Origin of the sequence: Streptomyces sp. NPDC007025 (assembly GCF_042869455.1) — a bacterium.
Lineage (GTDB): Bacteria > Actinomycetota > Actinomycetes > Streptomycetales > Streptomycetaceae > Streptomyces.
Genome location: NZ_JBIAFT010000009.1, coordinates 53145 through 77999 on the forward strand (window position 1 = coordinate 53145; position 24855 = coordinate 77999).

Below are 24855 nucleotides of genomic sequence, written 5' to 3' on the forward strand. Positions count from 1 at the left end.
GCTACCGCGTAGGCCCGGGATCAATTCGGCGGGCGGCCGTCCCCACCGCAGTCCTTGCGGTGCTCCGCGCGGCCGAGGACCTTCTTGACCCGTCCCTCGACCCCCCAGGCGGCGATCCGCCAGAGCGCCTCGGCCATGATGTCCCGGCTCATCTTGGAGTCACCGCGCTCGCGCTCGACGAAGGTGATCGGGACCTCCACCACGTGGTAGCCGGCGTGCACCGTGCGGCGGGTGAGGTCGACCTGGAAGCAGTAGCCCTGGGAGGCGATGGAGTCCAGGCCGATGCCCTCCAGGGTCTCCTTGCGGAAGGCCCGGAAGCCCGCCGTCACATCCCGTACGTCGACGTCCAGGAGCAGCCGCGAGTAGGTGCTGGCGCCGCGGGAGAGGAATTCCCGGGACTTGGGCCAGTTGACGATCCGCCCGCCGGGCACCCAGCGCGAGCCGATCACCAGGTCGGCGCCGCCCAGCGCGGTCAGCAGCCGGGGCAGCTCCTCGGGCGGGTGGGAGCCGTCCGCGTCCATCTCGATCAGGACGCCGTAGCCGTTGTCGATGCCCCAGCGGAAGCCCGCCAGATAGGCCGCGCCGAGCCCTTCCTTGCCCTTGCGGTGCAGGACGTGGACGTGGCCGTCCTCGGCCGCCAGCTCGTCGGCGATCTTCCCGGTGCCGTCGGGGCTGTTGTCGTCCGCGACGAGGACGTGCGCCTCGGGCACCGCCTCGCGCACCCGGGAGACGACGGGCCGGATGTTGTCGGCCTCGTCGTAGGTCGGGATGATGACCAGGGCCGTTCCCAGCGGGCCGTACCGCCGTTGTCCGCCGTCCGTCACTGGTGCTGCCCCTCCGCTTGAGCCTGTCGGTCCTGCCTGTCGGTGCCGTCCCCGGCACCGGCCGCGTCCGGCGCGGTACGGGTACGGGCACCGGTGCCGCTCCGTCTGCGGCCCAGGAGCCACGCCCCGGCGCAGGCGAGCACGCCCACGATAGCGATCACCCATTCGGGAGCGGCACCGACGCGGTCGGCGAGAGTGATCTCGTCGCGCAGCGGAAGCTCCCCGGTGAGCACGTCCCGGGTGAACTCCTCCGTACGCTGCTGGACGGTGCCGTCGGGCGCGACGATGGCGCTGATGCCGCTGGTCGCCGCGGTGACCACGGCACGGCCGTGCTCGACGGCACGCAGCCTGGACATCGCCAGCTGCTGCTCGGGCTGCCCGGTCCGGCCGTAGGTGGCGTTGTTGGTCTGGACGACGAGCGCACGGGCCCCGTCCTTGACGGTGTCCCTGGGGATCTCGTCGTAGGCGACCTCGAAGCAGATCACGTCGCCGAGGCGCGCGGGACCGGTCTGCAGGACACCGGTGTGGTCGCCCGGGTAGAAGTCGCGCGGCACCTGCTGGAGGCGGGTGATGACCTTGCTCAGCTGGTCGCGGAAGGGCACGTACTCGCCGAACGGGACCGGGTGCTGCTTGGTGTAGGACGCGCCGGGCCCCTTCTCCGGGTCCCAGACGATGCCCTGGTTCTCGACGTAGCCCTCCTTGGTCGGGTGGTCGACCAGGGCACCGACCAGCACGGGGACGCCGACGGCCTTGACCGCCCGGTCGATGCGGTCGCCCGCCTCCGGGTACTTGTAGGGGTCCAGGTCGGAGGAGTTCTCCGGCCAGATCACCAGGTCGGGCCGGGGCTCCTTGCCCTGCTCGATCCGCTTCGCCAGGTCGAGGGTGGCCTCGGCGTGGTTGTTGAGGATCTGCATCGGGCGGCCCAGGAAGTGCATGCCGGGCTGCTGCACGTTCCCCTGCACGACGGCGACCCGCACGGTGTCGGCCGCCTTCGTCGGCACCGGTACCGCGAGACCGGCGACGGTGGCGGCGCCGGCGAGCGCGAGCGCGCCGGCGCAGGTGGCGTAGGCGCGGCCGGTACGGGCCGCGGCGGACCGCAGTCCCAGGCCCCGCAGCGCGACGGCGGCCAGCAGGGTGCCGGTGAGGGCCACCGCGAAGGACACCAGCGGGGCTCCGCCGAGCGCGGCCAGCGGGGTGTAGGGCGAGTCGGTGTTGGCGAAGGCCAGCCGCCCCCAGGAGAAGCCGCCGAACGGCAGCCGGTCGCGCAGGAATTCCTCGGTCAGCCACAGGCAGGCGCCCCACAGGGGCCACAGCGGCAGCCGCGCGGTGAGCGCCAGCCCCGCTCCGAGCCCGAGGACGAACAGGCTCTGCAGAAAGGCGAGTCCGATGACCGCGTCCCAGCCTACGACGTGCAGCCATTTGAGCAGCACGATGAAGAAGGGCCAGCCGAACGCGAATCCGAGCCAGGCGCCCTGGCGGCCGGTCCGGCCGCGGGTGAGCAGGCTGAGCGCGGCGACGGCCGACAGCGAGAGCGGCCAGATCCCGTAGGGCGGGAAGGCGAACGCCAGGGCGACACCGCCGAGTGCGGCCAGCGCGGACCGGCCGGCCTCGCGCCGGGCGAGCGCGGCCAGCCGGCGCATCCGGCCCGGGCGGGCGGCCCGGGCCTCCGGGGGCGCGGAGACGTCGGGCGGAACGTCACTGCCCGTGTCTGCGCTGCTCGCGCGCGTCGGCCCCTCCGGGGCGCCGGGCTGCGCGGCGGGTGCCGCCTTCCGCTCCCGGGAGCCGTCCGGGGCGGAGGCGGAGGTGGTGTCGGGGCCCGATGCCAAGGTCGCGGCCTTCCTAGCAGGTCGTGCGGTGGTGTGTGGTGACGGTACAACGCGCGGGGGGCTGCGCGGGCCGCGGGACCGTAAAGCGGCGGAAAAGCAGGAGCACGCGGCTGCGGGCGGCCAGGAAGAGCACGGGACGGTATCCGCCGCGTCGCGGAGCGTCACCGGCGGGCGGGCGCGCCCCGGTTCGGGGCGCTGTCTGCGGATCGGGGCCCGGTGCCCTTCGGGCCGACCTGGGACCCGCTGGCTGCGGATCGTCCGAAAGCCGTTGTCTACTGAGCGTCCGGGCCCCGTCCCGGGTCACACCCGCCGACCGGCGGAAACCATCTGTCCCCGTGCCGCGGGCGCTGGACCTGGCTCGCAGTGGTGGTGCGCCGGTGCGGTACACCACCCCGTGGCCCAGCGGCGTTCGACGACAGCGCGGAAGCTCCCCGGTCGGACGTCCTGTGGTGGACGCCGCCGAACCTACCGGGCTCCGGGCAATCATTGTCAACAGCCGAGTTACCTGGGGTGTTTCGGTGAAATCCCAGGTCAGTGCGGAGACAACGGCGTCCCGGTGACCGGCGGAGGGGGTCTCGTTCGGCCGTATCGCCCTCTCCTATGTCACTCGTCCGGCCGTGCGTAGACCTCGCGTCCACCCACCACCGTCCGCAGGCAGACGGGGACTTGACCGCCCGGCGTCAGGTCGGGCAGCCCCGGCGTACCGGAGCGCGGGTCGGTGGACCAGTTCGCGACGCGGGTGTCGGGTGCCTGGACGACGAGCGGACCGGTGCGCCAGAGCGCGTAGTCCGCGGGGGCGCCGGGGACGAGCACACCGGCGTCGTCCGTGCCGAGCGCACGCCAGCCGCCGCGGGTGTGCGCGGTGAAGGCGCCGCGTACGGAGATCCGGTGGTCGTGGGTGCGGTGGAAGGCCGCGGCGCGGACGGCCTCCCAGGGCCCGAGCGGGGTGACCGGGCTGTCGGAGCCGAGCGCGAGCGGGACCCCGGCCCGCAACAGCGCCGCGTAGGGGTTGAGCGTGGCGGCGCGCTCGGCCCCCAGGCGGCGCGCGTACATTCCGTCCGCGCCGCCCCAGGCCGCGTCGAACCCGGGCTGCACCGAGGCGGTGAGCGCGAGGTCCGCGAAGTCCGCGACGGTGCGGGCGGTGAGCATCTCGGCGTGCTCGACGCGGTGTCGGGCCGCGCGGACCCGGGCGATGCCGACCTGCTCGGCGGCCTGCCGCACCCCGTCGGTGACGGCCTGGACGGCGGCGTCCCCGATGGCGTGGAACCCGGCCTGGATCCCCGCCTCGGTGCAGGCGGCGACGTGGACCGCCACCGCCTCGGCGTCCAGCAGGGCGCTGCCGCGGGTGTCCGCGTCCGCGTAGGGGGCGCACAGGTGCGCCGTGTGCGAGCCCAGGGACCCGTCGGCGAACAGGTCGCCCGCGGCGCCGATCGCGCCGAGCTCCCGGACGCGGGCCGCCTCATTTGCCGAAGTGACGAGTTCGGCCCAGTACCCGTGTACGCGGGGGCCGGGCTCCTCGGCGGCCAGCGCGAGCAGCCCGCGCAGATCCTCCTCGCCGGAGATGTCCGGGCCCGCGCACTCGTGCAGCGAGCCGATGCCGAGGGACGCGGCGCGGGCGCGGGCCGCGCGCTGGGCCTCGGTGCGCTGCCGGGCGGTGAGCGTGCCGTGCGCCGCCTCCCGCACGGCATGGTGCGCGGCACCGGTGAGCGGGGCGTCGGGCCGGTAGCCCTCGCGGGTGGTGATTCCGGGGACCAGGTCCAGCATGGCCGTGCTGGCGAGTGCCGAGTGCACGTCGACCCGGGTCAGGTACAGCGGACGCCCGCCGCTCGCCTCGTCGAGCTCGGCGCGGCCCGGGTGGCGCTGCTCGGGCCAGGCGTGCGCGTCCCAGCCGGTGCCCAGCAGCACCCGGTCGTCCGGTCGCGCCCGCGCGTACGCGCGCACCCGGGCCAGCGCGTCGGCCAGCGTGGGCACTCCCGACAGGTCGAGCCCGGTCAGCGCGAGACCGGTCGCCGTGGTGTGCACGTGCGCGTCGGTGAAGGCCGGGGTGACCAGCGCGCCGTCGAGGTGCACCACCTCGTCGACGCCCTCGGCGAACGAGTCGGCGGCCCCTTCCGAGCCGACCCAGGCGATGCGGTCACCCTCGACGACCATCGCGGTCGCGAACGGGTCGGCGGGGCTGTGCACCTCGCCCTCGCGCAGCAGGACGGTACGGGGCCGGGAAGGGGTCGTGCGCTCGGTCATGGGGACAGTCTCCCGCTTCCCGGCGGCTGCCCGGTGCGCGGGGGCCGGGAGCGCCTCCCGGGTGGGGGGCTCCCTTCCCGGCAGGACCCCGGACCCGGCCGCCCTCGGGGGATTCCGACCCCGGGGCGGGTCAGATGCGGGGCGGACGCGCCTCGTAGGGGGTGGACAGCACGACGGTGGTACGAGTGGAGACCCCCGCCAGGCTCCGGATCCTGGCCAGTAGGTGTTCCAGTTCGATCGGTGTGGCCACGCGCACCTTGAGGATGTAGTTCTCGTCCCCCGCCACGCTGTGGCACGCCTCGATCTCGGGCACGTCCGCGAGCCGGTCCGCGATGTCGTCGGGGGCGCTGGGGTCGAAGGGTTTGACCGAGATGAACGCCGTCATCGGCAGGCCGACCGCCTCGGAGTCCACCAGCGCGGCATAGCCGCGGATGACGCCGCGCTGTTCGAGACGGCGCACCCGCTGGTGCACGGCCGAGGTGGACAGGCCGGTGGCCTTGCCCAGGTCGGTATAGCTCATCCGCCCGTCCTTGACGAGCAGTTCCACGATCTGACGGTCGAGTTCCTCCACAGCGGATCACCGTACTGCCCTCTCGCGCCCGCCGCAGCGGAAAAAGCTCCGGCGCACGCATACGGCGCACCGGGCCGGTGGACACAGCGGCGAACATCCGAGTGCTAAGTATGTGACCAAGGCCACACTTATGCATCCGCGTGCTCCCGTGCAGAGTGATTATGCGCGCGGCACGACGGGAAGTGCTTGCTGTGGCCGGAGCCCAGTCGCCCGGCCGTTCCATCAAGGGGGATCACATGCGCACGACGAAATCCACCCAGCCCGCCCGCCCGCGAAGCGCTCTCCGGAGCGAGGCGCACCGCGACGAGGCGCGACCGCACGCAGCGGCCGCTCCCCAGGACGGCCCCGACACCCCCATCGACCCGTCCGGAGCGGTCAACGAGGACGAGATGTACGAAGGTCTCCGCGTCAAGTGCCCCGAATGCCGCCAGGCGATCGCGGTGTTCGCGCAGGAGGAGAAGCTGCCGCGGCACGGGCTGTGCGCCTCCCCCTGGGACCCGTTCGGTCTGACGGTGTGCCAGGGATCCGGCCGCCCGGTGGGCGAGGCCGCCCCGTGGGACAGCGAGACCCGCGGCCGCACCGTCAGTGAACTGCTCACGCTTCCCGAGGGATTGGACTGGCGCACCCAGCCCTTCTCGCACGCGGGACGGCCGGACCGCCGGCCGGTTCCGGTCGGCGCCGAGTGACCGGCCGGGCCACCGGGGCACGGAGCGGGACGGCCCGGCACACGCCGCACGGCCGGCGGCGGCGGCACACGCCGGCAGACCCCGCCGCCGGGGCGCCGGCTCCCCGCTGAACGACCGGGCCCGCGCCGGTCGTCCGCACCTCGCCCGTCGAGCGCGCGTCCGGCCGCCCCGGCCGCCGGGCGCGAACACACCGCGCCACCGGTGCGGTACGGCCGCGCGGCAGGTCGGCACGTCGCGGAGTCTCCCGCACCGGATTCGGCCACCGGCGCCCTGTGGTCGGGCGTTCTCCGGAGGACGCGACACGGCCGCACGGCGGGCGCAACACGCGTGGTCGGCAGCGCCGTTCGGCGGCTGTCCGGCGTCAGCCCGCATCGGCACCGCGGACCGCGCCGCAGAGCCGGCGGGCAGCTCCGCTCCGGGACGGCACGCCCGCGCGCGGCGCGGTCCGGCGCACGGCCCACGACCGCCGTACCGGCACCGACCGGGCCACCGGCTCTCCTCGGCCTCCTCGGCGCCGAGGGGCCCGACCGGTGCCGGCCCGAGCCCTGACGTGGCGCGTCACCCCACCGTTCCGGAGGACGACGCAGCGTGACGCTGCGACGCACTGCTCCCGGCCGCACTGCCCCGGCACGTGTTCCGCACCCATGTGTGCGGCCCGGACCCGCGCCGATGGCCCCGCACGGGCCCGGCGTGGATCCCGCACGGCTGGGAACCTCGGGGGCCGAGGAGGCATCATGGCGAACACGCGCACAAAGAGCAGGACAGCCGCCACCACCCGGCGCAGCGACCGGGCCCAGCAGCAGGCCGTGGTGCGGGAGCTGCTGCGACGGCACGGCAGTACCTACGCGGAAGACGCCGGTATCACACTGCGTGACACTCCGCAGCCGCTCTACCGCCTTCTCGTGCTCTCCCTGTTGCTGAGCGCCCGCATCCGTGCGGACATCGCGGTGGCCGCCGCGCGGGCGCTGTCGCGGGCCGGGATGCGGGACCCGCGGCGGATGGCGGAGGCCACCTGGCAGCAGCGGGTCGACGCACTCGGCGAGGGCGGCTACCGGCGCTACGACGAGCGCACCGCCACCCAGCTCGGCCGGGGGGCGGAACTGCTGCTGGACCGCTGGGGCGGCGATCTGCGCAGGATGCGGCGGAGCGGCGACGTCGCCGCCGCGCTGCGCGAGATCCCCGGCATCGGGCCGCTGGGGGCGTCGATCTTCCTGCGCGAGGCCCAGGCGGTGTGGCCCGAGTACCGGCCCTGGCTGGACCAGAAGGCGCTGCAGGGCGCGGAGCGGCTGGGACTGCCGGCGTCCGCTGAGGCGCTGGCCGGCATGGTGCGGGAGGACGAACTGGCGCCGCTGGCCGCCGGGCTGGTGCGGGTCGCGCTCGGCAAGGACGTCGCCGAGGACGTCTGGCAAGCGGCGCGCGGATGAGGAGCACCGCGCCCGGCGGCGGTCGGCTCGGCGACCATCGCCGTCGATGACCGGTCCGCGGGTGACGCCCCGTTCACCCCGGAGCCGGAAACACAGGCCGGATCCGGAGTGGGGCGGAAGGCCGGGGGTACCGGTCTTCGGCGCGCGGCCCTCGTGCCGCGCCGGTCCCGCTCAGCTCCTGCGTTCCGGTCCCGCCACGTGCCGGGCGATGACCATGCGCTGGATCTGGTTGGTCCCCTCCACGATCTGGAGGACCTTGGCCTCGCGCATGTACCGCTCGGCGGGGAAGTCCGTAGTATAGCCGTACCCGCCGAGGAGCTGCACCGCGTCGGTGGTGACGGCCATGGCGGCGTCCGTGCAGAACAGCTTGGCCATCGCCGCCTGGCGGGAGAACGGCTGCCCCGCGTCCCGCCGCCGGGCCGCCGCAAGGTAGAGGGCTCGTCCGGCCTCGATCCGGGTCGCCATGTCGGCGAGCATGAAGCGCAGCCCCTGGAAGTCCGCGAGGGGGCGGCCGAACTGCTCGCGTTCCGCCGTGTAGGCCAGCGCCTCGTCCAGCGCGGCCTGTGCGACGCCGACGGCGCAGGCCGCGATCCCCAGGCGGCCCGAGTCGAGAGAGGAGAGGGCGACCGCGAAGCCCTGGCCCTCGTCTCCGAGCCGGCGGGTGTCGGGGATCCGCACCTCGTCGAGATGGAGCTGCGCCGTGGGAGAGCCGTTCAGCCCCATCTTGTGCTCGGGTGCCGCCGCGCTCAGCCCCTGGGCATCGGCGGGGACGAGGAAGGCGGTGATACCGCCCGCCCCCTCGGCGCCGGTCCGGGCGAGCACGGTGTAGAAGTCGGCGACGCCGCCGTGGGTGATCCACGCCTTGGTACCGTTGAGCACCCAGTCGTCACCGTCGCGGACGGCCCGGGTGCGCAGCGCGGCGGCGTCCGAGCCGGAGGACGGTTCGGAGAGGCAGTAGGCGCCCAGCAGGCCGCCACCGAGCATGTCGGGCAGCCACTCGGTGCGCTGCTCCTTGCTGCCGAAGTGCGCCAGGCCGTGGCAGGAGAGCGAGTGCACGCTGGTGCCGAGCCCCACGGTGAGACGCGCGGCGGCGAGTTCCTCGAGGACCTGGAGGTAGACCTGGTACGGCTGGCTCCCGCCGCCGTGCTCCTCGGGGTAGGGCAGGCCCAGGAGTCCCGCCTCGGAGAGCAGCCGGAAGGTCTCGCGGGGGAAGACGCCCGCGGCCTCCTGCTCCGCGGCGACGGGCTTGATCTCCCGCTGCACCAGGTCGCGGACGAGGCCCAGCAGGTCGCGTGACTCGTCCGTGGGCAGTTCACGTTCCACCGGCTGCGGACCGTCCTTGGGCATGACGCGCTCTCCTTCGGGTCAGGAATCGCGGCGACCGGCGCCGGGGTGTGGCGGGTCGCCGAGGGACACCGGCCCGCTGGCGGACCGGGGGTGCCGCTGCCCCTGCCGTGATACTGCACCGTCGGGTCGCGAGGGTGGCTGACCAGCGGCTGCGGCGAGTTGGAGTATGCCCGATCGAGCGCCGCACGTCACCGGCGTAGGGGTGTGAACCGCTCGGTGATCGCGAAGGGGCTCGGGGTGCGGCCCCCGGGCACCGGAATTGGTCCGAACCATTGACGGACTGGTCTAGTCCATCTAGATTCCCCGAACGTACGACCGGCGCCACCCCCCACACCCTCCGCACCCCACACGCGAGGTGACCATGCTCGGATCGGACAGCCAGCACTCCCCACGCATCAAACGCTCCCGCCTCCCCCGCCGCCGCGGACTCATCGCCTTCCTGGGTGCACTGTGCGCGGCCCTGCTGACCACGACGCTGCTCTCGGCCACGGCCTCCGCAGGTCCCCGTCCGACAGCGGACGAGAACCGCCAGGGCTCCGTCGCGGCACCGTCGGCAGCCGGTGGAAAGACGGTCGGATACTTCACCAACTGGGGCGTCTACCAGCGCAATTACCACGTCAAGAACATCGAGACCTCGGGCTCGGCGGACAAGCTCACGCACATCAACTACGCCTTCGGCAACGTGCAGGGCGGCAAGTGCACCGTCGGCGACAGCTACGCCGACTACGAGAAGTCCTACACCGCCGCCCAGAGCGTCGACGGCAAGGCCGACACCTGGGACCAGCCGCTGCGCGGCAACTTCAACCAGCTGCTGAAGCTCAAGAAGAAGCACCCGGACCTGAAGGTGCTGTGGTCCTTCGGCGGCTGGACCTGGTCCGGCGGCTTCGGCCAGGCGGCCCAGAACCCGGCGGCCTTCGCCGAGTCCTGCTACAACCTGCTCAACGACTCGCGCTGGAAGGGGCTCTTCGATGGCATCGACATCGACTGGGAGTACCCCAACGCCTGCGGACTGAGCTGCGACACCAGCGGCCGGAACGCCTTCACGAACCTGATGAAGGCGCTGCGCGCCAAGTTCGGCGACAAGCTGGTGACCGCCGCCATCAGCGCCGACGCCTCCCCCGGCGGCAAGCTGGAGGCCACGGACTACAAGACGGCCGCCCAGTACGTCGACTGGTACATGCCGATGACCTACGACTACTTCGGCGCCTGGGACGCGAAGGGGCCCACGGCACCACACTCGCCGCTGAACTCCTACTCGGGCATCCCCAAGGAGGGCTTCAACACCCAGGCCACCATCGCCAAGCTCAAGGGCATGGGCATACCCGGCAGCAAGCTGCTGTACGGCCTCGGCTTCTACGGCCGCGGCTGGACCGGGGTGACGCAGTCGGAGCCCGGCGGCACGGCGACCGGCCCGGCCCCCGGCACCTATGAGCAGGGCATCGAGGACTACAAGGTCCTCAAGAGCAAGTGCCCGGCCACCGGCACCGTAGGCGGTACCGCCTACGCCCACTGCGGCAACCAGTGGTGGAGCTACGACACCCCGCAGACGATCGGTGCCAAGGGCGACTGGGCCGCACAGCAGGGTCTCGCCGGCTCCTTCTTCTGGGAGCTGAGCGGCGACACCGCGAACGGAGAGCTGATCAAGGCCATCCGGTAACGCGCGGGCGGCCGGTAGCACGCACGACGCCCGGCAGCACGCAGGGCCCCGCGGCGCACACCGCGGGGCCCCTGGCCTGGACGAGCAGCCTCGCAGCGGTCGTCGAGCGCGCGGCGACCGCGCCGGTGACGGAGTGCCGACGCGGGGCTGCCGGCCGCACCCGTCTCCGCGGCCCCGGACCGCTCCGGGGCCGCGGACGGACGGGGCCGGCCGCGGGCTCTCTAGCGCGGCACGCGCCTGCCGGCGCGCGCCCGGTCCAACGCACCGACGCCGACCGCGGCGAGAGCGACCTGGATGATCAGCTCGATCCAGTCGAATCCGCGGGTGTCGGCGACCCCCAGACCGCTGGCGATTCCGGTGCCCACGAACGCGGCGGCGATGCCCACCACCACCGTCCACAGCAGCCCGATCCGCTGCCTGCCCGGCAGCACCAGCCGACCGAGCGCGCCGATGACGACGCCGACGACAAGCGCACTGATGATTGCGGATATGGCCATGGCCGCCTCCTGGACCCGAGGACACTCCTGGTGGAACGAGTGTCCCGGAACCGCGCGGATCATGCGGAGCCCGGCACGGCAGCAGCCGCCGGCTGCGCGGGCAGCGGCTCCCGGCCGTCGGCGCGCGGCGAGAGCGTGCCCTCGAGCCGCGCGACGCTCTCCAGCGTGCCCCGCAGCGTGCGGGTGAGCAGGTCGCACAGCGCCTCGGCGGAGAGCTCCTGCCCGCGCCCGAGCCAGTCCAGGGTGACGCCCTCCAGCGAGGAGAGCCAGCCCACCAGGGCGGCTCGGGCGAGCGGCTGGAGGGGCGTGCGGCCCCAGAAGCCCTCGGCGATGACGCCCAGCAACTGCTCGCGCGCCCGGTCACGGATCGCCAGTACCTGCGCGTCGTGGCCCACTCCCCCGGTGACGACCGTGCGGTACGCGGCCTGGTTGTGCTGGGCGTAGCGCAGACAGCCCTCGATGGTGCGCTGGACGCGTTCGGCGCGGGGCAGGTCGCGGCAGCTGGTCGCGCGGAGCACCAGTTCGGCTGCGGCGTCCTCGACGACGGCCAGGTAGTAGCCGCGCTTGCTGGTGAAGTAGTAGTAGACCAGTCCCTTGGCCACGCCCGCGCTGCGCGCGATGTCGTCCATGGACAGGGCGTCGTAGGACGTGTCGGCGAAGAGGGTGCGCCCCGTCGCCAGCAACTCGGCGCGACGCGCCTGGGAGCGCTCGGTACCGCGGGGGCCGGGGAGCCGGCGCGCCTCGTGCGCCCGGACGTCAGCCACCGTGCGCCCGTTTCTCCAAGTGGATTGGCATGGCCGGAGTATGACACCCCCTCATCTCGTTTCGCCGCCGAATTACGCCGACCCGGGGGCACCCGCACCGCGGCTGCCCCCGCCGCTCATGCGCGGACGCGGTCGGCGGGGTCCGGCGGCATTGTCGGAGGCGGCTGGGAGACTCCCGGCATGGACGACAGGACGGGGGGCGCGGGGGGCGGGCACCGCACGCGGGAGGCACCGGACCGCGGGAGATGGGCGCTGGCACCGGCGGGCGGCACCCGGGTGCGGGTGTGCCCGCTGGACGCTCGCGGCAGCCCGGCGGGGCCCGTGCACACGGAGGAGTCGGCGGCAGCCGCCGTGCGGGCCCGCCCCGGGGTGGCCCGATGGGTGTGGCGGGCCACCCCGCAGGTGCAGTCGGAGCTGCTGGCCGCCGGGGTCCGGGTGGCGCGGTGCTATGACGTGGAGACGGCCGAGGCGCTGCTGCTCGCACACGAGGGCCGCGCGGGCGATCCCCGTTCGCTGCCCGCCGCGTGGGCCCGGCTGCGCGGACACCCGGTGCCCCCGGACCGGCCGCCGGAGCACCTGGAGTCCGACGTCCCGCCGTCGCTGTTCGAGACGGGCCCGGTACCGCTGCCGGACGGCGTGGATCCGCTGGAGGCGCTGCTGGAGGTGTACGCGGCACAGCTGGACCGGACGGCGCGGGCGCAGCATCCGGACCGGATGCGCCTCCTGCTGGCCGGGGAGTCCGCGGGGACGCTGGTGGCCGGGGAGATGACACGGGCGGGGCTGCCCTGGAGCGCGGAGATCCACCGGGAGCTGCTGGCGGAGCTGCTGGGCGAGCGGTACGCGGGCAACGGGCTGCCGAGGCGGCTGGTGGAGCTGGAGGAGGAGATCTCGCAGGCGTTCGGTCCGGGCGAGCGGGTGCGCCCCGACCTGCCCGCGGAGGTGCTCCAGGCGTTCGCCCGCGCGGGGGTCCGGCTGGGGTCCACACGTGCCTGGGAGCTGCGGAAGGTGGACCACCCGGCGGTCGAGCCGCTGCTGCGCTACAAGAAGCTGTACCGCCTCTACACCGCGCACGGCTGGAGCTGGCTGCGCTCCTGGGTGCGGGACGGCCGCTTCCACGCCGCGTATGTGCCCGGCGGCGCGGCCTCCGGCCGCTGGACCACCAACGGGGGCGGTGCGCTGCAGATCCCGAAGGTGGTACGGCGGGCCGTGGTCGCCGACCCGGGGCATCTGCTGGTGGTGGCCGACGCCGACCAGCTGGAGCCGCGGGTGCTCGCGGCCGTCTCCCGGGATCCGGGGCTGATGACGGTGGCGAGCAGCGGGCAGGACCTGTACACGGTCCTGTCGCAGCGGGCGTTCGCGGGCGACCGCGACCGCGCCAAGCTCGCGGTGCTGGGCGCGGTCTACGGTCAGACCAGCGGTGACGGCCTGCGCCATCTCGCCGCGTTGCGGAAGCGGTTCCCGGCCGCGGTCTCCTATGTGGACGAGGCGGCCCGCGCGGGAGAGGAGGGCCGGCTCGTCCGTACCCATCTGGGCCGCACCTCCCCGCCCGTGGGCCGCGGCGGGGAGGAGGAAGCGGGCGGCACCGGGCCCGAGGCAGGTGCGGGGGCCTCCGGGCCGCCCGAGGGTGCTTCCGGGAGCGCGACGGGCGCTGCTCGGGCCCGGGGCCGCTTCACCCGGAACTTCGTGGTCCAGGGCAGCGCGGCGGACTGGGCGGTACTGATGCTCGCGGCGCTGCGCCGGCGGCTCCTGCCCCTCGCCGCCGAACTGGTGTTCTTCCAGCACGACGAGGTCATCGTGCACTGCCCGGCCGGGGAGGCGCCCCTGGTCCGGGAGGCGATCACGGCGGCCGCCGAGGAAGCCGCCGTCGCCGCGTTCGGGCCGACTCCCGTGCGCTTCGGGTTCACCACCGCCGCGGTGGAGTGCTACGCCGACGCCAAGTGACGGGGCCGGACCGGGCGGCGCGGGCCGCGGCGGCGAGCGCCGGGGCGCATGTCGGGGGACGATCGAGGGGTGGCCGGGCCGGTCGGCGCGGGAGCCGCGGGCCGGCGCTCCCGGCCCGCGGAGGTCTCCCCGTCCGAAAGGTGTGACCATGACAGCATCGGCGCGGATCGGTGTCACCGGATTGGCCGTCATGGGGCGCAATCTCGCCCGCAACTTCGCCCGGAACGGCTTCACGGTCGCCCTGCACAACCGCACCGAGGCGCGGACCAGGGAGCTGATGGACGCGTTCGGCCACGAGGGCGACTTCGTACCGGCAGGCTCCGCGCGGGAATGCGTGGCGGCCCTGCGGCGGCCCCGCTGCCTGGTGGTCATGGTCAAGGCGGGCGAGCCGACGGACGCGGTCCTCGAGGAGTTCGCCGAGCTGCTGGAGCCCGGCGACATCCTCGTCGACGGAGGGAACGCGCACTTCGAGGACACCCGCAGGCGGGAGGCCGCGCTGCGCGAGCGCGGCCTCCACTTCGTGGGCACGGGCATCTCCGGCGGTGAGGAGGGTGCCCTGCTGGGTCCGAGCATCATGCCGGGCGGCTCGGACGAGTCCTGGGAAGCGCTGGGCCCGTTGCTGGAGCGGATCGCGGCGCGGGCTCCGGACGGCGCCCCGTGCACCGCGCACATCGGGCCGGACGGGGCCGGCCACTTCGTGAAGATGGTGCACAACGGTATCGAGTACGCGGACATGCAACTCATCGCGGAGGCGTACGACCTGCTGCGGAAGGTCGCGGGCCGGTCCCCAGCCGAGATCGCCGAGATCTTCCGGCGCTGGAACGAGGGGCGGCTGGACTCCTACCTGATCGAGATCACCGCGCAGGTGCTCACCCACACCGACGCGGAGACCGGCGGGCCGTTCCTCGACGTCGTCGCCGACCGCGCGGAGCAGAAGGGCACCGGCCGCTGGACCGTGCAGACCGCTCTCGACCTGGGGGTTCCGGTACCCGGCATCGCGGAGGCCGTCTTCGCCCGCTCGGTCTCCGGGCACGCGGACCTGCGCGCCGCCTCCCGCCGGCTGGCAGGACCCGCCGCGCGCACTCTCGGCGAGGGCGAGGCGGCCGCGTTCACCGACCGCGTCGAGCAGGCCCTGTACGCGTCGAAGATCGTCTCCTACACCCAGGGCTTCCACGAGATCGCAGCCGGCAGCGAGAAGTACGGCTGGAACATCGACCCCGGAGCGGTCGCCGCGATCTGGCGCGGCGGCTGCATCATCAGGGCCGCCTTCCTCGACCGGATCACCAGGGCCTACGCCGCACGGCCCGGACTGCCCAGCCTGCTCACCGACGAGGGGTTCGCGGCCGAGATCGCCGGCGCACAGGACGACTGGCGGGCGGTCGTCGCCACAGCCGCCACCCAGGGCGTCCCCATCCCGGGCTTCGCCTCCGCCCTGGCCTACTACGACTCCCTGCGCGCCGAACGCCTTCCGGCCGCACTCACTCAGGGGCAGCGCGACTACTTCGGCGCACACACCTACCGCCGCACCGACCGCGACGGCGTCTTCCACACGCTCTGGGGCGGCGACAGGACCGAAGTCGAAGGCTGACCCTCCGCCTCTCTCCGGTCCGGGGAGTCCAGGCGCCCTGGTCGGCCGGGCGTGCTGGGCCCGGGGCGCGGAGCGCCTGGCGGGAATCCGTCGCCGCCGCGGGGGGCGCGGAGTGCCGATGCCGGAGGTCTGGCGCCGCTTCCCGCGGCGGACCGGACCTCGGCCCGCTGTCACAGGCCCGTCCCGGGACCGTCGCGGCACGGTACCGGGAGCACCCGTGCGCGGCCCCGTTCACGTCCTTCCGGGAAGAACCACCGAACGGGAACGAAGGCGAGGGATCCGCGATGGCTGCCGGCTGCCGGGACTGCGAGAGCTGCACCAAATCCGGGCTGGGAAAACTGTTGCAGGCGGCGGGAGTCGGCCTGGTGTACCTGTGCACCGTGGGAATCGGATACTTGCTCAAGCGGGGGCTGCGGCGCCACTGCCCGCTGTGCGGGCACCTGTTGGCCCGGCACGCGCGGCGCGCGGACGGCTCGTTCCGCGACTGAGCCCTCCGTCACCCGGGGCCGGGGGGCCGAACCGTCCAGGGGGTGGTCCCCGCGGGGCGCGCGGCGGCTACCGTGCGGGGATGGCTGAGGTACTGCACATCACCGAGCGGGTCCTGTGGGACGAAGCCCGCGCGCGGGGGACGTACGAGATGTCCACGCGCGGCCGGACGCTGGGCGAGGTCGGGTTCATCCATCTCTCGCTGCGGCATCAACTCCCCGCCGTGGCGGCCGCGCTCTACGGCGAGCAGGCGGCACCCGGGCGGCTGGTCGTCCTCGTCGTCGACACCGAGCGGCTCTCCTCCCCCCTCCGCTACGAACCCGTCGCGCCCGGCGGTGAGGAGTTCCCGCACCTCTACGGGCCGCTTCCGGTGTCGGCGGTCGTGGCGACCGAGCCTTGGACCGGCGGAGCCTGACGAGCCCTACGGTCCGGACGGAGCCCGACGCGGCGCGCCCGCCCGGCCGGTGAACGGCACCGGATAGCGGACGTGAACGCACGGACAACGGACCGTTTCCGGCCAAACCCTTGATGCGCTCCTGACAGGAGCTCGCCCCGAGTGGCAGTCTGCGACTGGCCGCTCGTACCACTGCACGAACGACGAGCGGTAGTTCCCCACACGCGGTGCTGGTCGTTCCGGTCGCCGCACCAGCAACACCGTTCCACCAGCTCGCGTTTGCTCCGCCTTGCTCTGCCGAGATCCGCCGGACGGTCGTCCGCCGTCCGGTCTCCCAGGCCGCACGAGCGTGCGGCCAGCAGAAGGAGCCAGTCTTGCGAAGATCAACCTCCCACAGAGGCACCACCGCCACCTCCCACAGACGCCTCCTGCCGCCGAAGGCATCGGCGGGCGTCGCACTCGGCGCCGTGGCCGCCCTGCTCTCGGTCGCCGTCCAGACCGGTCCGGCCGCGGCCGACGACCAGAGCCACGACAGCGCGGCGGCAGCCGCCAAGGGCGCCGACACCGGGGCCCTGCCCGTCAAGCTCTCGCCCGCCCAGCGCGACGCGCTGCTGCGGAAGGCGGACAGCAAGAAGGCCGCCACCGCCGACAAGCTCGGTCTGGGCGCCAAGGAGAAGCTGGTCGTCCGCGACGTGCTCAAGGACCGCGACGGCACCGTCCACACGCGCTACGAGCGCACGTACCGCGGAATGCCCGTGCTCGGCGGTGACCTCGTGGTGGAGACCACCGCGAAGGGCGCCACCAAGGAGGTCGGCCGGGCCTCCAAGCACGCGCTCAAGAACCTCTCCGCCAAGGCGGGCGTGCGGCCCGGCACAGCCGAACGCCAGGCGCTCAAGGCCGCCGACGCCGCGGGGTCGAAGAAGACCGACGCCGACCGCGGACCGCGCAAGGTCGTCTGGCTGACCGGGGGCAAGCCCACCCTCGCCTTCGAGACGGTCGTCGGCGGACTGCAGCACGACGGCACGCCCAGCGAGCTGCACGTCGTCACCGACGCGCGCACCGGCAAGAAGCTCAGCCAGTGGCAGGGCATCGAGACCGGCATCGGCAACACGCAGTACAGCGGCCAGGTCACCCTCAGCACCGCGCAGTCGGGCTCGAACTACACGCTGACCGACAACGACCGCGGCGGCCACAAGACCTACAACCTGAACCACGGGACCTCCGGCACCGGCTCCCTCTTCTCCCAGTCCTCGGACACCTGGGGGAACGGCAGCCCGTCCAACGCCGCCACCGCGGGTGCGGACGCGCACTTCGGCGCCGCGGAGACCTGGGACTACTACAAGGAGGTCTACGGCCGCTCCGGCATCCGCGGTGACGGCCAGGCCGCCTACTCGCGGGTCCACTACGGCAACAGCTACGTCAACGCGTTCTGGAGCGACTCCTGCTTCTGCATGACGTACGGCGACGGCTCGGGCAACAGCAAGCCGCTGACCTCGCTGGACGTGGCGGGACACGAGATGACCCACGGTGTCACCTCGGCCACCGCCGGCCTGATCTACAGCGGCGAGTCCGGCGGCCTCAACGAGGCGACCTCGGACATCTTCGGCACAGCGGTGGAGTTCCACGCCGCCAACTCGACCGACAAGGGCGACTACCTGATCGGCGAGAAGATCGACATCAACGGTGACGGCTCCCCACTGCGCTACATGGACAAGCCCAGCCGGGACGGCGCGTCCAAGGACTACTGGTACTCGGGTATCGGGAACAGCGACGTGCACTACTCGTCGGGTCCCGCCAACCACTGGTTCTACCTGCTGAGCGAGGGCAGCGGCGCCAAGGTCATCAACGGCGTCAGCTACGACTCGCCCACCTCGGACGGTCTCCCGGTCACCGGGATCGGCCGCGAGAAGGCCGCGCTGATCTGGTACAAAGCGCTGACCACCAAGTTCACCTCCACCACCAACTACGCCGGGGCACGCGCCGGCACCCTCGCGGTGGCCGGTGACCTGTACGGCACCGACAGCGCCGAGTACAAGTCGGTGGCGGACGCCTGGGCGGGTGTCAACGTCGGCGAACGCCCCGGCGGCGACCCCGACCCCGGCGACGGCAAGACGTTCACCAACGACACGGACGTCTCCATCCCGGACTACCCCGGCTCCGCGGTGACCTCCAAGATCACCACCACCGGTCTGAGCGGCAAGGCCCCCAGCAACCTCAGGGTGGGCGTGAACATCGTGCACACCTACAGCGGTGACCTGCAGGTCGATCTGGTGGGCCCGAGCGGCAGGTCGTACCGCCTGCACAGCTCCTCCGGCGACTCGACGCCGAACATCGACACCACCTACACCGTCGACGCCTCGTCCGAGAACGCCAACGGTGTCTGGAAGCTGAAGGTCCGGGACAGGGGCTACTTCGACACCGGATACATCAACAGCTTCAAGCTCACCTTCCCGTAACCCTCCGCAGCACCGGTCCGGCGCGCTGCGCGCCGGACCGCCGCGGCACCGTGTGCGCCGTGCCGGGAGCAGTGGCTCCCGGCACGGCGCACCTGCGCGTAGGTCCGGGCCGTCCCGTTGAATGTCCCTGTCCGGCGCGGGTGCGGGGGCCCGTCAGTCCCGGCGGGCGAAGTGTCCGTGCAGCATTCCGGTCGCCTGACCGACCTCGATCAGATAGCCGTCCGGATCGCGCAGATAGCAGCGCAGTTCGGCCTCCCGGTCGAGGGGCGGGGTCAGGAATTCGGCGCCCTTGGCCGTCCACTCCGCGTACACGGCCTGGATGTCGGCCACCCGGAGGTTCATGAAGCTGGAGACCGTCTCCAGGCTCTCGGGGGCCCGCAGCGTCACCCCGGGTTTGTCGGGGGTGGGGCCGCCGCCGGGGTTCATGATGACCCAGCTGTTGGCGAGCCGGACGGTGCAGGGGTTCTCCTCCAGAACGACCTCGCCGCCCAGCACCTCGCTGTAGAAGCGGCGCGAGCGCGCCACATCGTTCACGGTGAGGAAGACGGTCACCGCCATTCCCTCGCTGGGCGCGGGAAAGGCGTTGCCGCTCGATCGGCTCTCGGGCATGGCACGCGCTCCTTCGCTGGGGGCGGCCGCACACCGGTGGAGAGCACCGGCAGGCTCCGCGCCCCGATGCGCACCCGGCCGGCGGCCGGGGCCGGCCGCATGTGCTTCGAGCCTAGGCGACCGGGGCGATGCGGGCATCCCGAGCGCTTCACCGCCCGGCGGGCGAAAAGCACCGGGGAATACAGCCCACCGCGGGGGGGTGCTGCTGTTCAACGGAAATTCCGACCGGAGCAGAATGCGGGCCACCGAGAATTCACCGGCCGCACGGACAGCTTTCCGACACGGGGATACGCAGCCGGCGCAAGAGGACCGGCAACCGTTGGCGGCCTTCAGGGAACCCTTGCTCAGAGGGTAGGCTCACCACTTGTGCCGCACATCCGAGCACTTCGCGCCAGCCCGGCCCGGAGAGCGGCCGGAGCAATTCTTCTTTCACACTGTCGACCGCCGGAATTCACTGCCAGTTCACCGTCCCGCCCACTTCACCCTTTTTTCTGGATCACATATGCCCAAACTCTCCGTCATCGTGCCGTGCCACAATGTGCAGGAATTCGCGGAAGACACCCTGAGGAGCCTCGCCAACAACGCGGGGCCGGCAACGGAGTTCATCCTGGTCGACGACTGCTCCACGGACGCCACCCCGGAGATACTGGACCGGTGGGAGCACCGTCTTCCCGGCTCCACCGTCATCCGGCACGCGGAGAACCGGGGCATCGCCCGCAGCCGCAACGCCGGGATCGAGGCGGCCCGCGGCGACTACCTGACCTTCCTGGACGGTGACGACTGGTACGGCCCCGGCCACCTCGACGAACTCGTCCGGGTGATCGAGCGGTTGGACTGCGACTTCGTGCGCACCGACCACGTGCAGAGCACCGGCACAAAGCGCGTCGTGCGCCGCGCGCCCGCTCCGGTCCGCGACAGGGTGCTGCACCCGCGCGAGGTGATCGCTCCTCCGCAGGCGGAGACGATGGTGGACTACCCGTTCGTCTGGGCCGGCGTCTACCGCCGCGCCCTGTTCGAGGACGGCGCGCTGCGGTTCGCCGCCGACCTGCGCACCGCAGAGGACCGGCTGTGGACCTGGCGGCTGCACCTGGCGGCGCGCTCGTTCGCCGTCTCGGGCTTGCTCGGGGTGTTCTACCGGCGCGGGGTGACCACCTCGCTCACCCAGATCCGGGACGCCCGGCAACTGGACTTCATCCCCGCCCACGACGCGCTCCTCGCCGACCTGGCCGCCGATCCGGAAGGGGACCGCTTCCTGCCCAAGGCGGTGCGGACCTACTGCGCGCTCATCGCCTTCCATCTGGCCAACATCCGGCGCTACCACGCCCCGGTGGCACGGCAGCTGAAGAAGAAGGCGGCCGCCGCGCTGCAGCACATGCCGCAGGACGTGCTCGACCGGACGCTGGCGGGAATGGACCACGCACGCGCCGACAGACTGCAGCGCATGCGCGCGACCGGAAGGGCGGCCTGACCGATGCCGGATCCCCGTGGAAGTGCGCAGCAGCGCCGCACCGACCCGCGCTCCGCCCGCCCCGTCCAGATCTTCGAGGTCTCCACGCTCTACGGAGCCGCGACCCTGGCCGCCGCCGTGGACGCGGGGCAGTTCGGGCAGCCGGACGCGGCCCGCCGCATCCTCCTGGTCTCCAACAACGCCGCCACTCCGGAGGCGGCCACCCGCCTCCCCGCGATGAACGGCTTCGAGCGGCTGGCGGCGCGGTTCGACGAGATCGTCGACTGGAACGAGGCCATCCAGCCGTACCACCCCAGTACCTGGGCCCCGCTGCGGGACGAGGCACCGGTGTGGGAGCGGATGTTCCGGCACGCCTGGGGGCTGGGCAGCGCGCCGGTGGAGCTGGTGGTCGAATCCGTCCACGTCAGTCCGGCCAAAGCGCTGGCCACCGTGTTCAGCGGCAGTGCGGTGCACGTCTACGCCGACGGTCTGATGAGCTACGGCCCGACCCGGGAGCGACTCCCCCAGTGGCTGGGCTGCCGCGTCCGGCGGCTGCTGCACCTCGACCTGGTGCCCGGCCTGCGCCCGCTGCTGCTGGCGGAGCACACCGTCGTGCCCGAGGCGGTGCCCGACGAGGCGTTCCTGAAGGTGCTCGGCGAACTGGGGGAGGCCGCCGCCGGGGAGCCGGAGCTGGCCCGCGTCGCACGGGACCGCCCGAGCGCCGTGCTGCTGGGGCAGTACCTGGCGGCACTGGGCATCCTCACGCCCGAGGAGGAGGAAGAACTGCACGCGCGGATGCTGCGCGGGGCGGTGGCCGCGGGCCACTCGTGTGTGGTGTTCAAGCCCCATCCCACCGCTCCGGCGCGCTACTCCCGCGTCCTGGAGCAGGAAGCCGCCCGGGCGGGAGTGCGGCTGCACGTCCTGGAAGGCCCCGTGCTGGCCGAGGCCGTGTACGACCGCTGCCGTCCCGGCCTGGTCGTCGGCTGCTTCTCCACCGCGCTGCTGACCGCGGCCGCCTACTACGGCATCGCGATCGCCAGGGTGGGCACGGAGACGCTGCTGGAGCGGCTGACGCCCTACCAGAACAGCAACCGCGTTCCCGTCACGATCGTCGACTTCGCGGTGCCCGAGCCGGCCGACCGCACGGAGGACGCCCCCACCGTCGCCGAGCGGGCCGGCGAACTCGGTGCACTGGTGCGGACCGTGGGCTACTGCATGCAGGCCAAGCTCCATCCGGAGTTGCGCCAGGAGGCCGCCGCCTGGCTGGAGGAGCACCTCGGCGAAGGCACCGAACGCTACTTCAAGCGCCGCCGACTGACCGCGCTCGCCCTGCCGGGAGGCGGTACGTCGGTCCGGGCCAGGCTGCTGCGGACCAGCCCGTCGGCGCGCTGGGCGGCCCGCCGGATCCGGGCGGCGCAGGCAGCGGTACGGGGATGACGCGCGGAGGGAGGGCCGGTGCCGGACAGTTTGTCCGGCACCGGCCCTCCCTCCGTCGGACCGCGCCCGGCGCGGCCGCCCGGTGGCGGCTGCCTATCCCAGGTAGCGCCGCAGCTTGAACCGCCCCCACAGCAGGCTCAGGCCGAAGGACGGCACCACTGTGACGACCGTCAGCGCGGCCGCCGCCCCCGCCGCGCCCAGCCATCCGCGGTCGGCGGAGACGAACGCGGGCGAGATCGTCTTCAGCAGCAGCACATGGAACATGAACGCCCCCAGCCCGGCGTCCGTCAGCTTGGTCAGCGTCGGACGCATCCGCTCGGGGATCCGCACCCCGTTGGCGGCGAACAGTACGCAGACGCTGAGCGCGGCGACGAAGATGCTGGCATTGGGGATCACGAAGTGGATGCGGTCCTGGGACCAGAGCACCAGCCCCAGGGCCGCCAGGGCACCCGCGAGCCACCAGCCGCGGTGCCTGCGCCGGGTGGCGGGCAGGCTGAGCAGCAGGGCTCCGAGCACGGCGTAGACGAGTGAGTAGCTGCCGACCTGCCAGCCGAAGCGCGGCACGTCCCAGCCGGTGAGCCGGGCCAGATCGCTGAAGGCGGTGGGGCCCGCCGAGATCACCACGAGTGCGGCCACCACGCCCCAGGGTCTCTTGCCCGCCTTGAGCAGCATCACGAAGCCGAGGATCAGGATGAGCGGCACGTGGGCGTAGAAGTACCAGAGGTGGAAGGCCGGCTGGACGGTGCCGAAGAGCGCGTCCAGGGCCAGCTTCGAGGTCGGTCCGCCGTTCGTGTCCCGCAGCCGTCCCCACAGCAGATAGACCGCCGACCAGATACCCACCGGGATGATCATGCGCAGCGAACGCTTGCGCAGCGTCCCGCCGTTCCGCGGCGGCGCCCCCACCAGCACCGCCCAGCCGGCGATCGCGAAGTACATCGGAACGGCCCAGCTGGTCACCGAGTCGAGGAAGAGGCCCGTCCAGTAGACGGCCCGGCCGTTCTCCGCGCTCTTGCCGACCGCCAGCATGCACTCGCCGCCGACGTGCCCGGTGATGACCGCGCAGGCGCAGATCACCCGCAGCAGGTCGATGTCGAAGCGGTGTTCGCGGCGCACCCGCGGCGCCTGCCCGGAGGCGGCCGGCCCGGCGGGTGCGGCCTCGGTGACGACGGTGCCGGCCGCCGGATCCGCGGGAGGAACCACCGGACTCGCGGGCGGGGTCACCGGGCCCGCGGAAACTTCATCAGTTGACATGCCCAGCCTTGAGAGGACGAGGATTTCCTGTGCCGCCTCGCCGGTCACCGGCGAGGCGGACCCGCAAGAGCGTGCCAGCCGCCCGGGCCCGCAACCTGTACGCGAGGGGAACAGCAGCGGAACTCCTCCGCCGGGCCCGTGCCGCGCACCGGACAGCGGCGGTCGCCATGTTCAGGCAGCGGGGTGCCGGGTACGGGCGCAGAGGGTCGTCAGCATCCTCCCGCGCGAGCGGTGCGCGGTTGCCGGGGTGTCCGACGACGTCCGGCCGTCCCGTTCCAGGAGGTTCCCGCAGGTGTCCGAATCCGCGTCCACGACCGCGTCCACGACCGCGTCCACGACCGCCTCTGCCGACGGCGGCGAACCCGGCCCGCACCGGCTCGCGGGCGCGCCCCGGCCGCCGCGCCGGGAGACGTCCGCGCGTCCGCTGACCGTGCAGATCGGCCACGAGGAGCTGGTGATCCGCCGGCGGTACGCCACCGCGAGCATCGTCAACGACATCCTCATCGCCCTCTGGTTCATCGTCGGCAGCGTGATGTTCTTCTCCGAGGCGTGGACCGTGCCGGGCACCTGGTGCTTCCTCATAGGGAGCGTCGAGCTCCTCGTCCGCCCGGTCATCCGGCTCGGCCGGCACGTCCATCTCCGCCGGGTGGGCGGCAGTCCGGAGGCGGCGCACCTGGCGTCCTCGCAGGACTACTGACCGGCGGGACGCCGACGACGGGCCGGGGCTCCTCCACGCCCCGCGGCGAACGAGGGGCGCGGCAGCCCGAGCGTCGGCACCCGCCGCCCCGGGCACGGTCACCCGCGCCCGACGGGCGGCCGCACCGTCCCGCAGGCCCGGGACGGTGCGGCCGCCCGCGCGCACCGGTTCCGCGCCCGATGCGGGGGTCGGCTTTCCGCTGACCGACTTCAAGCACATCGCTTTCCAGCGCATATTTCCACGCATGAAAAATGCGCAGCCCGCCGCAGGGCCGAGGCCACCGAGATCTCCTGCTCACATATCGTCGTTACAGCTATATCGAACTCCGTCGATTTGCATGAGCCAATATATTTATCGCGCTCCTGTGAGGTTTTCGTCAGGGCTTCGAAGCCCCGCACCCCGCTCCGAGCGCCACGGGGCCGCTCCGAGCGGCGCCGCACCCGGGACACCCCGCACGTCACCCGCCTCCCGTCACAGTCGCGGAGCCCTTCGGTGCCGCCCGGACCGGCCGAACTGCCCGTCACCCCCGATTCGGGGCAATGAAGCCACCGGATGGGCCGGGCCGCCACATATCACCCGAAAGCAGCGACCTCGCCCCTCCTCGTTGACATCTCCGCTCGCCGTGCACCCCCGGAGCGGAGCGCGGGAGTTTGCCGTGCACCCCCGTCACACCCTCGCCGACCTGCGAATTCCTATCCGCCTGCAATTCTCT

20 protein-coding genes are annotated in these 24855 nt (G+C 73.0%); 11 read left to right on the top strand and 9 right to left on the bottom strand.

Features of this window, described 5'->3' with window-relative positions; translation table 11 throughout:
• Positions 1 to 20 precede the first annotated feature (20 nt).
• The 4 genes from ACFYMO_RS18600 to ACFYMO_RS18615 all read right to left on the bottom strand — a co-directional run bounded on the left by ACFYMO_RS18600 (position 21) and on the right by ACFYMO_RS18615 (position 5462).
• Complete coding sequence (locus tag ACFYMO_RS18600; protein ID WP_366774174.1) at positions 21 to 824, bottom strand: polyprenol monophosphomannose synthase; 804 nt, start codon at positions 822 to 824, stop codon at positions 21 to 23.
• Entirely contained in the window at positions 821 to 2650 is a 1830-nt protein-coding gene (gene lnt, locus ACFYMO_RS18605; protein WP_366774175.1) for an apolipoprotein N-acyltransferase, read from the bottom strand. Before lnt ends, ACFYMO_RS18600 begins: the two co-directional genes overlap by 4 nt.
• Positions 2651 to 3253: 603 nt before the next feature.
• Entirely contained in the window at positions 3254 to 4891 is a 1638-nt protein-coding gene (locus tag ACFYMO_RS18610) for an amidohydrolase family protein (RefSeq protein WP_366774176.1), read from the bottom strand.
• 130 nt (positions 4892 to 5021) lie between these two features.
• Entirely contained in the window at positions 5022 to 5462 is a 441-nt protein-coding gene (locus ACFYMO_RS18615; protein ID WP_019356223.1) for an Lrp/AsnC family transcriptional regulator, read from the bottom strand.
• A gap of 236 nt (positions 5463 to 5698) precedes the next feature.
• Between ACFYMO_RS18615 and ACFYMO_RS18620 the strand changes: the two genes are divergently transcribed.
• Positions 5699 to 6148, top strand: coding sequence for a hypothetical protein (locus ACFYMO_RS18620; protein ID WP_388547483.1), 450 nt, complete (start codon positions 5699 to 5701; stop codon positions 6146 to 6148).
• Positions 6149 to 6882: 734 nt separating this feature from the next.
• A complete protein-coding gene (locus ACFYMO_RS18625) occupies positions 6883 to 7572 on the top strand; it encodes a hypothetical protein (RefSeq protein WP_366774178.1) in 690 nt (229 codons plus the stop codon).
• Between the two features lie 171 nt (positions 7573 to 7743).
• Here ACFYMO_RS18625 and ACFYMO_RS18630 read toward each other — a convergent pair whose 3' ends face one another.
• Positions 7744 to 8919, bottom strand: coding sequence for an acyl-CoA dehydrogenase family protein (locus ACFYMO_RS18630; RefSeq protein WP_360299725.1), 1176 nt, complete (start codon positions 8917 to 8919; stop codon positions 7744 to 7746).
• Between the two features lie 361 nt (positions 8920 to 9280).
• Here ACFYMO_RS18630 and ACFYMO_RS18635 point away from each other — a divergent pair, with 361 nt between their 5' ends.
• A complete protein-coding gene (locus ACFYMO_RS18635; RefSeq protein WP_366774179.1) occupies positions 9281 to 10576 on the top strand; it encodes a glycoside hydrolase family 18 protein in 1296 nt (431 codons plus the stop codon).
• A gap of 221 nt (positions 10577 to 10797) precedes the next feature.
• Here the strand turns inward: ACFYMO_RS18635 and ACFYMO_RS18640 are convergent, their stop codons facing one another.
• Positions 10798 to 11073: a GlsB/YeaQ/YmgE family stress response membrane protein gene (locus ACFYMO_RS18640; protein ID WP_366774180.1), complete on the bottom strand. Its 276-nt coding sequence runs from the start codon at positions 11071 to 11073 to the stop codon at positions 10798 to 10800.
• Positions 11074 to 11132: 59 nt separating this feature from the next.
• Complete coding sequence (locus tag ACFYMO_RS18645) at positions 11133 to 11837, bottom strand: TetR/AcrR family transcriptional regulator (protein WP_366774181.1); 705 nt, start codon at positions 11835 to 11837, stop codon at positions 11133 to 11135.
• Positions 11838 to 12017: 180 nt separating this feature from the next.
• Here ACFYMO_RS18645 and ACFYMO_RS18650 point away from each other — a divergent pair, with 180 nt between their 5' ends.
• From ACFYMO_RS18650 to ACFYMO_RS18670, 5 genes are all read left to right on the top strand, one after another.
• Positions 12018 to 13778 (top strand): bifunctional 3'-5' exonuclease/DNA polymerase, encoded by a 1761-nt coding sequence (locus ACFYMO_RS18650; RefSeq protein WP_366774182.1) that lies wholly within the window; start codon positions 12018 to 12020, stop codon positions 13776 to 13778.
• 148 nt (positions 13779 to 13926) lie between these two features.
• The gene (gene gndA / locus ACFYMO_RS18655) at positions 13927 to 15366 is read left to right on the top strand and encodes an NADP-dependent phosphogluconate dehydrogenase (protein ID WP_366774183.1); all 1440 of its coding nucleotides are present in this window, start codon (positions 13927 to 13929) and stop codon (positions 15364 to 15366) included.
• 284 nt (positions 15367 to 15650) lie between these two features.
• Positions 15651 to 15854, top strand: a complete 204-nt coding sequence (locus ACFYMO_RS18660) for a hypothetical protein (protein ID WP_366774184.1) — start codon at positions 15651 to 15653, stop codon at positions 15852 to 15854.
• 80 nt (positions 15855 to 15934) lie between these two features.
• A complete protein-coding gene (locus ACFYMO_RS18665; RefSeq protein WP_366774185.1) occupies positions 15935 to 16267 on the top strand; it encodes a DUF952 domain-containing protein in 333 nt (110 codons plus the stop codon).
• Between the two features lie 353 nt (positions 16268 to 16620).
• Positions 16621 to 18702: a M4 family metallopeptidase gene (locus ACFYMO_RS18670; protein WP_366774186.1), complete on the top strand. Its 2082-nt coding sequence runs from the start codon at positions 16621 to 16623 to the stop codon at positions 18700 to 18702.
• 153 nt (positions 18703 to 18855) lie between these two features.
• On the opposite strand, the gene ACFYMO_RS18675 is transcribed toward ACFYMO_RS18670, so the two are convergent.
• Positions 18856 to 19311, bottom strand: coding sequence for a VOC family protein (locus tag ACFYMO_RS18675; RefSeq protein ID WP_366771928.1), 456 nt, complete (start codon positions 19309 to 19311; stop codon positions 18856 to 18858).
• A gap of 502 nt (positions 19312 to 19813) precedes the next feature.
• On the opposite strand from ACFYMO_RS18675, the gene ACFYMO_RS18680 reads away from it, so the two are divergent.
• Both ACFYMO_RS18680 and ACFYMO_RS18685 read left to right on the top strand, forming a co-directional pair.
• The gene (locus ACFYMO_RS18680) at positions 19814 to 20779 is read left to right on the top strand and encodes a glycosyltransferase family 2 protein (protein WP_388547491.1); all 966 of its coding nucleotides are present in this window, start codon (positions 19814 to 19816) and stop codon (positions 20777 to 20779) included.
• A 3-nt stretch (positions 20780 to 20782) separates the two neighbouring features.
• Positions 20783 to 22195 carry a polysialyltransferase family glycosyltransferase gene (locus ACFYMO_RS18685; RefSeq protein WP_388547494.1) on the top strand — a complete coding sequence of 471 codons (1413 nt, stop codon included), beginning with the start codon at positions 20783 to 20785 and terminating at the stop codon, positions 22193 to 22195.
• Between the two features lie 93 nt (positions 22196 to 22288).
• Here the strand turns inward: ACFYMO_RS18685 and ACFYMO_RS18690 are convergent, their stop codons facing one another.
• Positions 22289 to 23446, bottom strand: a complete 1158-nt coding sequence (locus ACFYMO_RS18690) for an acyltransferase (protein WP_366771931.1) — start codon at positions 23444 to 23446, stop codon at positions 22289 to 22291.
• Between the two features lie 292 nt (positions 23447 to 23738).
• Here ACFYMO_RS18690 and ACFYMO_RS18695 point away from each other — a divergent pair, with 292 nt between their 5' ends.
• Entirely contained in the window at positions 23739 to 24143 is a 405-nt protein-coding gene (locus tag ACFYMO_RS18695; RefSeq protein WP_366771932.1) for a YrhK family protein, read from the top strand.
• The last annotated feature ends 712 nt before the right edge of the window (positions 24144 to 24855 follow it).